Below are 13,327 nucleotides of genomic sequence, written 5' to 3'. Positions count from 1 at the left end.
GCCAATTGTAGGCGGTGTTCCTAAAGGGAAGGAAATCAGGGACTTATTCACATTCCCTTCAGCTCCGGCTCGGTACTGCTCAGGGGTCCTCCGAGGAACGGGAATTGCTGCGTCGCATCAGGATTTTAGCCATAATGCCCAATTACTTGGTAATGGAACTGCGCTATAGGGAGTCCGGGGAGCAGGCCCGCGCGCACCGGCAGGGCCAAGAGGGGATCCCGGGGCACCGACCGCTATGACATCCATCACGACTTCGGTGATCGACACGCCCCTGCGGCGCTCGGTCGAGCGGACTTGCGACGATCTCGCCATGCTGGTGCTGGCTGCGGTCGCCGTCATCGCAGGCTTGACGTTCCGCGACTACGGGCTCGGCTGGGACGACTACACCCACGCTGAATACGCCGACCTGCTGCTGCGCATGTTCGGTTCCGGCTTCAAGGACACCGCGGCGCTCTCCTTCGCCAATCTCTACATGTATGGCGGCGGCTTCGACATGGTCGCGGCCCTCCTGCACAAGGTCATCCCGCTCGAATTGTTCGAGACGCGCCGCCTGGTCGGCGCCATCGTCGGCGTGATCGGCCTTGCGGTGACGTGGCGGCTCGGCCGCCGCATCGGCGGACCTCTTGCGGGTCTTGCCTCGCTCCTGCTGCTCGCGCTCTGCCCGATCTTCTACGGCCACATGTTCATGAACCCGAAGGATGCGCCCTTCGCGGTGGCCATGATCATCCTGATGCTCGGCCTCGTCCGTCTCGCCGAGGAATATCCGCGGCCGTCGCCGCGCACGGTCCTCATCGTCGGCCTGGGTGCCGGCCTATCGCTGGGCTGCCGCATTCTCGGCGGGCTCGCACTCGTCTACGCCGTGGTCGGCTTCATACCGCTGCTCCTGGAGGAACTGCGCACTGAGGGTTTGCGCGAGTCGGTCCGCCGCTTTGCCCATGTCGTCTATGTGCTGCTGCCCGGCCTCGTGCTCGGCTATCTCGTGATGGGCCTGATCTGGCCGTGGTCGATCATGGAGCCCGGCAATCCCTTCGACGCGCTGACCTACTTCTCGCATTTTTTCGAGAAGCCGTGGAAGGAGATGTTCGACGGCGCGATCGTGTCGGTGCCCGACATGCCCTGGTCCTATCTGCCGACGCTGTTCGCACTGCAGCTGCCGGAGGTCATGCTGGTGCTGACGGCCGGCGCCGTGTTCAGCACCTTCGCCATGCTGCCGCGACGCGGGGTTCCGGCGCGCCGCAAGACCATCCTCTTGATGCTGACGCTGGCTGCGACCCTGCCGCTCGCGATCGCGATGGTGAAGCGCCCGGCGCTGTACAACGGCATCCGTCATTTCGTCTTCGTGATCCCGCCGATGGCGGTGCTCGGCGGCGTCGCGTTCGCCTGGGCCATGGAGCGCCTGCGCGCCAATCACCGCACCTGGCAGCCGGTCGTGCTCGCCACCTTCTGCTTCGGCCTCGCGCTGTCGCTCGCCGAGATGATCCGGCTGCATCCCTACCAATACACGCATTTCAACCACATCGCCGGGACCGTTCGCGGCGCCGACGACCGCTTCATGCTGGACTATTGGGGGCTCGCCTTGAAGCAGGCCTCCGACGAATTGCGCGAGCAGCTCGTCGAGCGCCAGGAAGTGCCGCCCAGCAATCGCAAATGGAAGGTCGCCGTGTGCGGTCCGCAACGCCCGGCCCAGGTCGCGCTCGGGCCCGACTTCACCATCGGCTGGGATTCCAACGCGGCCGATTTCGCCATGACGCTCGGCGAGTTCTACTGCAAGGGCCTCACCGCGCCCGTCATGGTCGAGATCAAGCGCGACGACGTGGTGTTCGCCCGCGTCTACGACATCCGCGGCCGCGGCATCTCCAGCCTGCTGTCGATCCCGGCGCCATAAATTCTTTCCGCGGTCTCTGGGCTGCACAAGAAAAACGCAGTCGTGGCCTGGATGAGCGCCACACATCCGGGACCTTCGGGGCAGCCCCGCCTATCCCTTGCGCTCATGCGGGCTACGCTGAACTGCCGCGCTTTTGGCCGTCTTGCTGCCAGCCCGCAGCAAGACTAGGTTTGCGCCCCGCAACAACGATGTTTCGGAGAGACCAGCCATGTCGCCAGCGGAAGCGCGCCTCAGGGAAGTGCCGTCGAACATGACGGAGGCGGAGTGGCAGCAACGGGTCAATCTCGCCGCCTGCTATCGCCTCGTCGCGCTGTACGGCTGGGACGATCTGGTCGACACCCACATCTCCGCGCGCGTGCCCGGCCCCGACCATCACTTCCTCATCAACCCTTACGGACTGATGTTCGAGGAAATCACGGCCTCGAGCCTCGTCAAGGTCGACCTGCACGGCAACCAGCTCTCCGAGAGCGAATACAGCATCAACCCGGCCGGCTTCACCATCCATTCGGCGATCCACGAGGTGCGCGAGGACGCGATCTGCGTGCTGCATCTCCACACGCTCGACGGCACTGCGGTGTCGAGCAGCGCCGAAGGCCTGTTGCCGCTGAACCAGACTGCCCAGCTCGTCACCCACGACCTCGCCTATCACGACTATGAAGGCATTGCGCTCGACCACGACGAGCGGCCGCGGCTGCAGAAGGATCTCGGCGACCACAACCACATGCTCCTGCGCAACCACGGCACGCTCACGGTCGGCCGCTCGGTCGCCTCCGCCTTCGAGCGCATGTATCACCTCGAGCGCGCCTGCTCGATGCAGGTGCGCACGCGCGCGCTGGGCACGCCGGTCTATCCGGTCGACGACATCGCGATCGACAAGAACACCGAGCTGCTGTCGAACCGCGACCGCGCCGAGCTGCGCGCGACCAACCTCGTGTGGCCGCCCTTGCTCCGCAAGCTCGACCGTGAGCTTCCGGGCTATCGGACTTGAGATTTTCACGAATTTGGCGTAGGTGTTCTCAACTAACCTCTACGCCTTTTGGAATGAAACGCCGCCCAATCCCGGGCGGCGTTTTTGTTTGGACCGTTCGTCACAATACATCACCGTCACCCTGAGGTGCTCGCCTCTTCGGCGAGCCTCGAAGGGCGATGGCCCGGCTGCATCAGGGCCGTACATCCTTCGAGGCTCACCGTGAAGCGCGTTGCGCTCCACGGCTCGCACCTCAGGATGACGGGAGGCGCAGTTCGGTCGTTGCAAGTTTCGCAGTCTGGGCAGAGCGACTTGTCCGCCATAGCTCGACGAGCGACGGCGGAAGCGTGCGCGACACTTCTATCGATCCAAGGAGAGATCGTGGGCACGGCGCTTTGCGCCTTTGCCCACCCTCCGGCACCGCGCCTATTTCACCTCCGCCAGCGCGGCGAGGATGCGGGCCCAGGAGCGGATGCCCTTCTGGAAGCTGCGCAGGTCGTATTTCTCGTTCGGCGAGTGGATATTGTCGTCGTCGAGGCCAAAGCCCACCAGCAGCGAGTCGAGGCCCAACGTGCGCTTGAAGTCGGCGACGATTGGAATCGAGGCGCCCGAGCCCATCAGCACGGTCTGCTTGCCCCACTCCTCGGCCAGCGCCTTGCTGGCGGCGGCGAGCGGCTTCATGGTCCAGTCGAGCGCGACCGCAGGCGCGGCGGAATGGTCGCCGAACTCGACCTTGCAGTCGCCGGGAATGCGCGCCGATACGTAGTCGCGGAAGGCCTTGCGGATTTTCGCAGGATCCTGGCCCTGCACGAGGCGGAACGACACCTTGGCCGAAGCATGTGACGGGATCACGGTCTTGGAGCCTTCGCCGATATAGCCGCCCCAGATGCCGTTGACGTCGCAGGTCGGACGCGTCGAGGCCTGCTCGACCAGGAGCCTGCCCTTCTCGCCAGCCGGGAGCGACAGCCCGACCGGCTTGAGGAAGGTCTCGGGGGTGAAATCGAGCTTCTTCCACTGCTCCAGGACGTCGGGCGGCGTGTCCTTCACGCCATCATAGAAGCCGGGAATGGTGATGCGGTTGTCGTCGTCGAACAGGCCGCCCAGTATTCTCGTGAGCACCCGGATCGGGTTCATCGCGGTGCCGCCGAACACGCCGGAATGCAAATCGCGATTGGCTGCGGTGATCTTCAGCTCTTCATACAGCAGCCCGCGCAGCGAGGTCGTGATCGCCGGCGTATTGGAGTCCCACATGCCGGTGTCGCAGACCAGCACGTAGTCTGCCTTGAACTCGTGCTTGTTGGCCTCGATGAAGGGCACGAAATTCTTCGAGCCGACCTCCTCCTCGCCTTCGATCAGGAAGGTGACGTCGACCGGCAGCGAGCCCGTCACCTTCTTCCAGGCGCGGCAGGCCTCGACGAAGGTCATCACCTGTCCCTTGTCGTCCTCGGCGCCTCGCGCGACGATGATCTTGCGGCCGTCGGCATGATCCGCGACGACGGGCTCGAACGGCGGACGGTGCCAGAGATCGAGCGGATCGACCGGCTGCACGTCGTAATGGCCGTAGAACAGCACGTGCGGCCGCCCGCCCGCTCCGGTCCTGCCGACGACGGCGGGATGGCCCGCGGTCGACCTCACCTCGGTCGCGACACCGAAGCTGGCGATGTCCTTGGCAAGATGCTCGGCCGCAGCCTTGCAATCATCCGCGAAGGCCGGATCGGCCGAGATCGACTTGATCCGCAACAACGAGAACAGGCGCTCCAGGCTGTTGTCGAAATCCTTGTCGATGTGGTCGAGCACGGATTGAAGCTGCGTGTTGGACATTGTCGTGTTCCTGATTGCGGGATCTCAAGGTGTCTGCGCTTTTAACGCCGCCGCGGCCTGGGGGCCAGCCGCAACCGCCGGATGCCGGATGTGCCAGGCGAGACACCCTGCGAGGACGGCCGTCGCAGCGAGGTTGTTGCCACAGGCCTGGATGACCTTGGGAAACCACGGCAGCGACAGCAGCATGAGGATGCCCGCGGCGCCCAGGGCGAGCCAGGTTCCCAGGCGCACATGCGCCCGCGCGTCGAAGGCGGCGCGATGCATCAGCACCGTCATCGGGAAGAACAGCCACATGAAGTAGTATTGCCGCGCCAGCGGCGAGGCCACCGTCATCAGGCAAAACAGGATGCCGAGCTCCTCGGCGTCCGAGCGCTCGGTCCGCTGCGCCTCCCGCGGCATGATCGCGACGAAGCCGAGCCCGAGCAGTGCCGACAGCGCCAGCACGATCCAGTTCGCCGTCCTGTAATCGACGTCGATGACGTTCATCGTCCGCGGCGGCTTGTTGCGATCATCCTGATTGTAGTTGATCGGACGGACCAGGCGATGCGTGACGGCAATGAGGGACTGGTTGACCCATGACCAGTTCTGCTCCGCGCGCTGGCCGAAGCCCTTTTCCGAGCTCGTCCCGACCATGCCCTGATACCAGACCGCAAGCTCGGCCGCGTTGCGCTCGAAACCGCGGATCGGCGCCGGCACGACATAGAGCAGGATGCCGGTGAAGGCGATCGTGCTGACGAGGGCGGCCCACTTCCGCCGCCAGAGCAGATAGGGCAGCACAGCGATCGGAAACACCTTGATGGCGGCGGCGAGCGCGAACAAGAAGCCGGCGAGCCACGGCCGCTGATGCCGCAGGCTCCAGAAGCCATAGAGCATCATCGCGAGCAGGACGAGATTCGGCTGGCCCAGATCGAACATGTCGAACACGAAGGCCACGGTGACCAGGACCGGCAGCGCTTCCAGCCAGCGGCCAGGCTTGCGGTGCGAGCCGGCCATGACTTGGGAGAGCGTCCCGGTGTACCACCACGCCACAGCATTCAAGATCGACAGGACGACATAGAGCGGGATCTTGCCGAACCAGCTCGGGATCGCCAGCAGGATCGCGGGGAGCGGTGGATAGATGAAGTCGAAATAGTCGCGGGCCGTAGCAGGATAGAGCGGCCCATCCTGCAAGACCTGCTGTCCGGCCCAGTACCAGAGCACGTAGTCCTTGGTCTTGCCGTGGCCGAAAATCTCGGGGACGAGCACGTCAGCCGTCAGGAGGACGCAGCAGAACAGAAAAAGCAGATCCAGCGGCGCACGCGGCGACAGACGTCTCGGCGCATCAGGCTTGGCTAAGGGGGCGGGCGGGGTCACGGGGCGGGGGTCCGGTGCGGCGACGAAACAGGACGTAGCAGACCCGCAGGGGCTTGGAGAGCCCCCTCACCTGAATGTGTGCGACGTTCGCCGCCTCGATCGAGGGACAGATCGATGAGCTCGGCGGACGAATTGCCTTCCCGTCGGGCGTCCTGCCTACCGCCGCAGCAATCCACCGAGCGCGCCGCGGACCAGCGTGCGGCCAATGGAGCCGCCGAGCTGGCCGCCGACGGACTTGCCGATATTGGCGGCCATACCGCCGATCACCTGATTGGTGACCGATCGTGTCACGTCCCGCGCAATGACCTGGCCGGTCGACAGACGGCCTCGCTTGACGTTGGTGCCGAAGATGGTGCCGACGATCGAGCCGATCTGGCCCAGGATGCCGCCGCCTGCGCCGGCTCCACCATTTTGTGCGTCCGCATGCGCAGCCGTGCCGGCCACGCGCTTCTGCAGCATCTCACTGGCGGACTCTCGATCCACCGCGGTATCGTATTTGCCCTTCACTGGGCTCCTGCTCATGATCGCCTTGCGCTCCTCGGGCGTGATCGGTCCGATGCGGGCCGACGGCGGCCGGATCATCACCCGCTCCACCATCGAAGGCGTGCCGTTGCCCTCGAGGAAGGACACCAGCGCCTCGCCCTTGCCGAGCTCCGTGATCACCTTGGCCGTGTCGAGCTTCGGGTTGGGCCGGAAGGTCTGCGCCGCAGCGGCGACCGCCTTCTGGTCGCGCGGCGTGAAGGCGCGCAGCGCATGCTGCACGCGACCGCCCAACTGGGCCAACACCTTGTCCGGCACATCGATCGGATTCTGCGTGACGAAATAGACGCCGACGCCCTTGGAACGGATCAGACGAACCACCTGCTCGATCTTGTCCATCAGTGCCTTCGGCGCATCGTTGAACAGCAGATGCGCCTCGTCGAAAAAGAACACCAGCTTCGGCTTCGGCAGATCGCCGGCTTCAGGCAGTTCCTCAAACAACTCCGACAGCAACCACAACAGGAAGGTAGCGTAGAGCCTGGGGCTCTCCATCAGCTTGTCGGCAACCAGAATGTTGACGATGCCGCGACCGTCGCTATCGGTCTTCATGAAATCCTTCAGCTCCAGTGCCGGCTCACCGAAGAATTTCGTTCCGCCCTGGTTTTCCAGCACCAGGAGCTGGCGTTGAATGGTTCCAACCGTCGCCTTGCTGACATTGCCGAAGCTCTGCGCGGCCTTGCGGATCTCGGCAAATGGATCTTCCTCGGCATCCGCTGCCTTCTTGCCGCTGGCGGGAACGATCGCATCCAACAGCGACCGCAGATCCTTCATATCCAACAATGGCAGACCATTCTCGTCGGCAACACGGAATGCGACATTGAGAACGCCTTCCTGCACGTCGTTCAGGTCGAGCATCCGCGCCAACAGCAACGGCCCCATTTCGGTGACGGTGGCGCGCACGGGGTGGCCCTGCTCGCCGAACACGTCCCAGAACACGGTCGAGAACTGGTCCGGCTGAAATTTGAGGCCTATCTCGCCCGCGCGCTTGAGGATGAAGTCCTTGGCGTCGCCGACTTCCGAGATCCCAGACAGGTCGCCCTTGATGTCGGCCGCGAATACAGGAACACCGGCGCGCGCAAATCCTTCCGCCATCACTTGAAGCGACACGGTCTTGCCGGTTCCGGTTGCACCCGTGACGAGGCCGTGGCGATTGGCGAGGGCCAGCGTCAGCCATGCCTGCTCGTTTCCCTTGCCGACGAAAATCTTGTCGTCGGTATCGCCGAGCTTGCTGTCCTGTGCGGTCATTATTCTCTCTGATCTCTCTGCCGAGTTTCGCGTGTTGAAACTCAAGTGCACCAGTTCCGTAGTTTAACGCATGTCGCGTACCGATTAAAACCGTTCCACGCGCCCCGAGCATGCGACATTGTCGGACACGAATGGACAACATCAGCCGAAAGTAGGAACGAGGTATTCGCAGCGCGGCAATTTTTTGCCGATTCGATCTCGGCTCGTGCACGGCTGCAACACTTTTCTCGCGTTCGAGGATGAATCGCGACCGCGCGTGCGTTCATCGCTTGAATTTCACATCACACCGGCTCAAGATCAATTTTCGAAAGCAATACTCCGGCGTGCAAACCGGCTGAGGGGCCTTATGGACGAGCTGATCGGACGGCTGGCGGCAAGCGCCGGCATAGATGGTGCTGTCGCTGAAAAGACCGTCGGCATTATCCTGGGCTTCCTCCGCAGCGAGGGTCCTTCCGAGAGCGTGCAGGCCCTGATCGACCAGATCCCAGGAGCGGAAGCTGCAATCGAGGCGTCCAGGAGCGGCGGCGGCCTGTCGCGGTTGATGGGTGGCGGCTTGATGGCGGTCGGCACGCGCCTGATGGGCCTGGGACTCGGCATGTCCGATATTCAAAAGGTCGCCCGTGAACTTTTCCGCTACGGGCGAGACAAAATCGGAGCGGATCAGATGGGCAAGATCATCGCTGGGACTCCGGGCCTCAGCCAATTCGCCTGAAGCCACGCATTTCACATCGAGTGTCATGACATATCCAATCTCCGAGATTGAGGGCCTGTCGACCTTTGCGGCCAACAAGTTGAAGGCGCAAGGAATCCGCACCACCGACGCGCTGCTCGAGGCGGCCTCGACCGTGAAGGGCCGCAAGGCGCTTTCCGCCAAGACGGGCATCAGCGAGCAGTCGCTGCTGGAATGGGCCAACGTCTCCGACTACATGCGCATTCCCGGCATGGGCAAGGCCAAGGTCGGCCTGGTCCGCGCCGCCGGCGTCACCACGGTGCGCGAGCTCGCCTATCGAAATCCCGCAAGGCTTGCCCAGAGCATGCGCGAAGCCAACGAGAAGAAGAAGCTCGTCCGCATCCTGCCTTCCGAGAAGTCGGTCGGCGACATCATCGCCAAGGCCAAGAAGCTGCCGCCGAAGATCACGTATTAGCCCACTTCCCTCTCCGTCATCCTGAGGTGCTCGCCTCTTCGGCGAGCCTCGAAGGATGCACGGCCACCGCCGCATCCGCACGGAGAGCGCCGGGCCGTCGCCCTTCGAGGGCCGCTAAGAAGCGGCCACCTCCAGCGACAACGGCTTCGCCGTTGCGCCGGGGTGACGGTGCTAGAGCGGTGCTCCTCCACCCCATCCCGTCTTGACTCCCCCTGCCCGACCGCGCAAAGCGGGCCGCATGAACGCCTCGCTCTCCCCTTCCGTCCCGCCGGCCGGCTCGGCCGGGCCTGATGCGCTGCGGACGCTGCTGAAACGGCCTCTTCCCGCGGTGATGGGCGTGCTCAACATCACGCCGGATTCCTTCTCCGATGGCGGCGCGTTCATCGCGCCCGCGCGGGCGCTGGAGCGGGCGCGGGCGATGATCGCCGATGGCGTCGACATCATCGATATCGGCGCCGAATCCACCCGGCCCTACAAGGGCGCCCGGCCGGTCACCGCGGAAGACGAATTGGCGCGATTAAAGCCGGTGCTGGCCGACGTGGTGGCGCTCGGCGTGCCGGTCTCGATCGACAGCATGAAGGCGAAAGTGGTGGCCTTCGCGCTCGACCAGGGCGCGGTGATCGCCAACGATGTCTGGGGCCTGCAACGCGATCCCGACATGGCGCCGCTGATCGCCGCAAGAGGCGTTCCCGTCGTCGCCATGCACAACCGCGACAGCGTCGATCCCGCGATCGATATCCTTGCGGACATGCAGGCGTTCTTTCGGCGCTCGCTCGATATCGCCGCGCAGGCCGGCATCGTACGCGACAAGATCGTGCTCGATCCCGGCATCGGCTTCGGCAAGACGGCCGAGCAGAGCATGACCGCGTTGGCGCGCTTACGCGAACTCGACATGTTCGGCTTGCCGATCCTGGTCGGCGCCTCGCGCAAGCGCTTCATCGCCTCGGTGTCGCCGTCGGAACCATCGGAGCGGCTCGCCGGCTCGATCGCGGCCCATCTGATCGCCGCGCAGCGCGGCGCGAAGATCATCCGGACCCATGACGTCGGCGAAACCTTGCAGGCCCTGCGGGTGGCGCATGCAATCGAGAGCAAGCAATGACCGATACGATCTTCGTCACCGGCCTGTCGATCCATGCCCGCCACGGCGTGATGGATCACGAAACCGAAGTCGGCCAGCGTTTCGTCATCGATCTCGAACTCTATACCGACCTGTCCGAGCCGTCGCGCAGCGACCGGCTCGCGGACACGGTGTCCTACGCCGACGTGGTGGCGACGACGACGGCGGCGTTCAAGAACACCAATTACAAGCTGCTGGAGCGCGCGGCCGGCGCGGTGGCCGACGCCATCCTGTCGAACTTCCCGCGCGTCCGCGCCGTGAAGATCACGGTGCACAAGCCGCATGCGCCGATCGCCGCGATCTTCGACGATGTCGGCATCATGCTGACGCGCTCGCGGCATCCCTGAGATGGCGAGCGTGCTGATCGCGCTGGGCGGCAATGTCGGCGATGTCCGCGCGACGTTCGGCAAGGCGATCGCCCATATCTGCGGCATGGCGCAAGGCGCGCTGATCGCACGCTCCTCGGACTATGCCACCCCACCCTGGGGCGACGAGGACCAGGATCCCTTCATCAACGCCTGCATCGAGATCGAGACCGGTCTCGATCCGCACGCGCTCTTGTTCGTGCTGCAGAAAGTCGAGCAGAAATTCGGCCGCGTGCGAACCAAGGAGCGACGCTGGGGCCCGCGCACGCTCGATCTCGACATGATCGCCTATGACGACGTCAGCTTGCAGAAGCCCGACCTTACGCTGCCGCATCCCCGCCTGTTCGAGCGCGCCTTCGTGCTGGTGCCGCTGGCCGAGATCGCGCCCGACCGCGTGATCTCAGGCATTCGTGTGCGTGACGGCCTCGCCAGCGTCTCCACGCAAGGCATTGAGCGGCTTCCGGATACCGGTTAACCAAAAACAACCGTTTGCAGGGACGGTCTGCCGTGGCAATTTCGCCTGAGAACAACGAGACGTTTGGGAGCCCCTCGCCGCATGACCTCCGTGACTGACGACCTGCCGCTGGCGGCGGATTTTCCCAAGGCGACGCCTGAGGACTGGCGCAAGCTGGTCGACGGCGTGCTGAAGGGCGCGCCGTTCGAGAAGCTGGTCGGCAAGACCTATGACGGCATCAAGATCGATCCGCTCTATCCGCGCGCCAAAGGCGTTGCGCCCGTGGCGGGACGCCCGCCGGCTGCGCCGTGGCAGATCGTGCAGCGGATCGACCATCCCGACGCGGCGCTCGCGAATGCACAGGCCCTCACCGACCTCGAGAACGGCGCGACGGGGCTCGCGCTGGTGTTCGCCGGCGGCAGCGGCGCCCATGGCTTCGGCCTGGAACCTCCGGCGGATGCGGTCGCAAAGGTTCTGAAAGACATTCATCTCGACGCCGGCATCGGCCTCGAGCTTCAGATCGGCCCGCAATCGCGGATGGCCGCGATCCATGTCGCGGAATATGTCAAGAGCAAGGGGTTCGATCCCGCGGCCTGCAACATCCGCTTCGGCCTCGATCCGCTCGCGGCCGCCGCTGCGTGGGGCCACAGCCCCTATACCTGGGACGAGATCGTTCCTGCCGTCGCCGGCGCCATCAAGGGCCTTGCCGCGCTCGGCTTCAAGGGACCGTTTGCGCCCGCCGACGGGCGCGTGATCCATGATGCCGGTGGCTCGGAGGTGCAGGAGCTTGCCTTCGTGCTTGCCTGCGGCGTCGCTTATCTGCGCGCGATCGAAGGCGCCGGCATTCCCCTCGAGCAGGCGCAGGGCATGGTCTATGCGCGGCTTGCTGCAGATGCCGACCAGTTCCTGACCATGGCCAAATTCCGCGCGCTGCGGCTGCTGTGGGCACGCATCGAGCAGGCCTGCGGGCTGACGCCGAAACCGCTGTTCATTGCCGCCGACACGGCCTGGCGCATGCTGACGCAGCGCGACCCTTACGTGAACATGCTGCGCGCGACCATGGCGACGTTCGCCGCCGGGCTCGCCGGCGCCAATGCGATCACGGTGCTGCCGCATACGCTGGCGCTCGGCCTGCCCGATCCGTTCGCGCGGCGCGTGGCGCGCAACACGCAGCTTCTCTTGCTGGAAGAAAGCAACCTCGCCAGGGTCAGCGATCCCGCGGCAGGCGCAGGCGGCATCGAGACGCTGACGGCGCAGCTTTGCGACGCCGCCTGGGCGCTGTTTCAGGAAAGCGAGAAAGCCGGTGGTGCCTTCGCGGCACTTCAGCAGGGCGTGTTCCAGAGCAAGGTGGCGGCCACGCGAAAGGCGCGCGACGCCAACATCGCAAAGCGCCGCGACGTGCTGACCGGCGCCAGCGAGTTTCCGAACCTGCATGAGCGCGAAGCCACCGTGCTGAAGGCAACGCCGATCGCGCTTCCGCCCTACGGGGAACAGAAATACGAGTTCGATGCGCTGCCGCCGATCCGGCTGGCGGAACCGTTCGAGGCGCTGCGCGACAAATCCGACGCGGCGTTGAAGGCACGTGGCGCGCGGCCAAAGGTGTTCCTGGCCAATCTCGGCACGCCCGCCGATTTTACGGCGCGCGCCACCTTCGCGAAGAGCTTCTTCGAGGCCGGCGGCATCGAGGCCCTGGACAGCGAGGGCTTTGCCGATCCGGCCAAATTGGCAGCCGCGTTCAAGGCTTCAGGTGCGGAGCTTGCGTGCCTTTGTTCCAGCGACAAGGTCTATGCCGGTCAGGCGGAACCCGCCGCCCGGGCCCTGCAATCGGCCGGCGCCCGACATATCTATCTGGCGGGCCGCCCGACTGATGCCGAGGCGGCGCTGCGGGCCGCCGGCGTCACGGGTTTTATCTTCGCCGGCGGCGATGCGCTTGCGACGCTGCAAGACGCCTATCGACGGATTGAGCAGCCATGACGGACGCCAGCAAACCCGTTCTCACCGGCGGCTGCCAATGCGGCGCGGTGCGCTTTGCCGTCATGACGGCGCCGACCAGGGTTTCGATCTGCCATTGCCGGATGTGCCAGAAGGCGGCCGGCGCGCCTTTCGCCTCCTTTGCCGACATCAACAAGACGGACTTCGCCTGGACCAAGGGACAGCCCTCGTTCTTCCGCTCCTCCACCATTGCCGACCGCGGCTTTTGTGCCGCCTGCGGCACGCCGCTGAGCTTTGGCCGCATCGACGGCGACCGGATCGAGATCATGACCGGCACGTTCGACCGCCCCGACCACGTGATCCCGACGCGCCAGTTCGGCACCGAATCCCGCCTCGGCTGGGTGGTCGGCATCGCCAATCTGCCGAGCCAGACCACGCAGCAGAATTACGGACCGGAGAAGATGGCGACCATCGTCAGCCATCAGCATCCGGATCATGATTGA

General features: G+C 64.9%; 12 protein-coding genes. 9 read left to right on the top strand and 3 right to left on the bottom strand.

Going from position 1 to position 13,327, the window contains the following annotated elements:
* Positions 1-235: 235 nt before the first annotated feature.
* Complete coding sequence (locus tag FJV43_RS28800; RefSeq protein WP_239622382.1) at positions 236-1,885, top strand: glycosyltransferase family 39 protein; 1,650 nt, start codon at positions 236-238, stop codon at positions 1,883-1,885.
* A 208-nt stretch (positions 1,886-2,093) separates the two neighbouring features.
* Positions 2,094-2,873 (top strand): class II aldolase/adducin family protein, encoded by a 780-nt coding sequence (locus FJV43_RS28795; protein ID WP_239622381.1) that lies wholly within the window; start codon positions 2,094-2,096, stop codon positions 2,871-2,873.
* A gap of 405 nt (positions 2,874-3,278) precedes the next feature.
* Here the strand turns inward: FJV43_RS28795 and FJV43_RS28790 are convergent, their stop codons facing one another.
* From FJV43_RS28790 to FJV43_RS28780, 3 genes are all read right to left on the bottom strand, one after another.
* Positions 3,279-4,673 carry a M20/M25/M40 family metallo-hydrolase gene (locus tag FJV43_RS28790; RefSeq protein ID WP_239622380.1) on the bottom strand — a complete coding sequence of 465 codons (1,395 nt, stop codon included), beginning with the start codon at positions 4,671-4,673 and terminating at the stop codon, positions 3,279-3,281.
* Between the two features lie 24 nt (positions 4,674-4,697).
* Positions 4,698-6,026, bottom strand: coding sequence for a glycosyltransferase family 87 protein (locus FJV43_RS28785; protein WP_239622379.1), 1,329 nt, complete (start codon positions 6,024-6,026; stop codon positions 4,698-4,700).
* Between the two features lie 156 nt (positions 6,027-6,182).
* Positions 6,183-7,811 carry a helicase HerA-like domain-containing protein gene (locus tag FJV43_RS28780; RefSeq protein WP_239622378.1) on the bottom strand — a complete coding sequence of 543 codons (1,629 nt, stop codon included), beginning with the start codon at positions 7,809-7,811 and terminating at the stop codon, positions 6,183-6,185.
* 346 nt (positions 7,812-8,157) lie between these two features.
* On the opposite strand from FJV43_RS28780, the gene FJV43_RS28775 reads away from it, so the two are divergent.
* The 7 genes from FJV43_RS28775 to FJV43_RS28745 all read left to right on the top strand — a co-directional run bounded on the left by FJV43_RS28775 (position 8,158) and on the right by FJV43_RS28745 (position 13,327).
* Positions 8,158-8,523 (top strand): DUF2267 domain-containing protein, encoded by a 366-nt coding sequence (locus FJV43_RS28775; RefSeq protein ID WP_239622377.1) that lies wholly within the window; start codon positions 8,158-8,160, stop codon positions 8,521-8,523.
* Positions 8,524-8,548: 25 nt separating this feature from the next.
* Complete coding sequence (locus FJV43_RS28770) at positions 8,549-8,956, top strand: DUF4332 domain-containing protein (protein ID WP_028176685.1); 408 nt, start codon at positions 8,549-8,551, stop codon at positions 8,954-8,956.
* A gap of 238 nt (positions 8,957-9,194) precedes the next feature.
* Positions 9,195-10,055 carry a dihydropteroate synthase gene (gene folP, locus FJV43_RS28765; protein ID WP_239622376.1) on the top strand — a complete coding sequence of 287 codons (861 nt, stop codon included), beginning with the start codon at positions 9,195-9,197 and terminating at the stop codon, positions 10,053-10,055.
* On the top strand, positions 10,052-10,420 hold the full coding sequence (folB, locus tag FJV43_RS28760; protein WP_028176687.1) for a dihydroneopterin aldolase: 369 nt from the start codon (positions 10,052-10,054) through the stop codon (positions 10,418-10,420). The genes folP and folB overlap by 4 nt, the downstream gene beginning before the upstream one ends.
* 1 nt (position 10,421) lies before the next feature.
* Positions 10,422-10,913 carry a 2-amino-4-hydroxy-6-hydroxymethyldihydropteridine diphosphokinase gene (folK, locus tag FJV43_RS28755; protein WP_239622375.1) on the top strand — a complete coding sequence of 164 codons (492 nt, stop codon included), beginning with the start codon at positions 10,422-10,424 and terminating at the stop codon, positions 10,911-10,913.
* 81 nt (positions 10,914-10,994) lie between these two features.
* Entirely contained in the window at positions 10,995-12,866 is a 1,872-nt protein-coding gene (locus FJV43_RS28750; protein ID WP_239622374.1) for a methylmalonyl-CoA mutase family protein, read from the top strand.
* The gene (locus FJV43_RS28745) at positions 12,863-13,327 is read left to right on the top strand and encodes a GFA family protein (protein WP_239622373.1); all 465 of its coding nucleotides are present in this window, start codon (positions 12,863-12,865) and stop codon (positions 13,325-13,327) included. The genes FJV43_RS28750 and FJV43_RS28745 overlap by 4 nt, the downstream gene beginning before the upstream one ends.

Origin of the sequence: Bradyrhizobium sp. I71 (genome assembly GCF_022354745.1) — a bacterium.
Classification (GTDB): domain Bacteria; phylum Pseudomonadota; class Alphaproteobacteria; order Rhizobiales; family Xanthobacteraceae; genus Bradyrhizobium; species Bradyrhizobium liaoningense.
The sequence above is the reverse complement of the archived record's forward strand: the minus strand, read 5'-3'. Positions and strand labels throughout refer to the sequence as shown.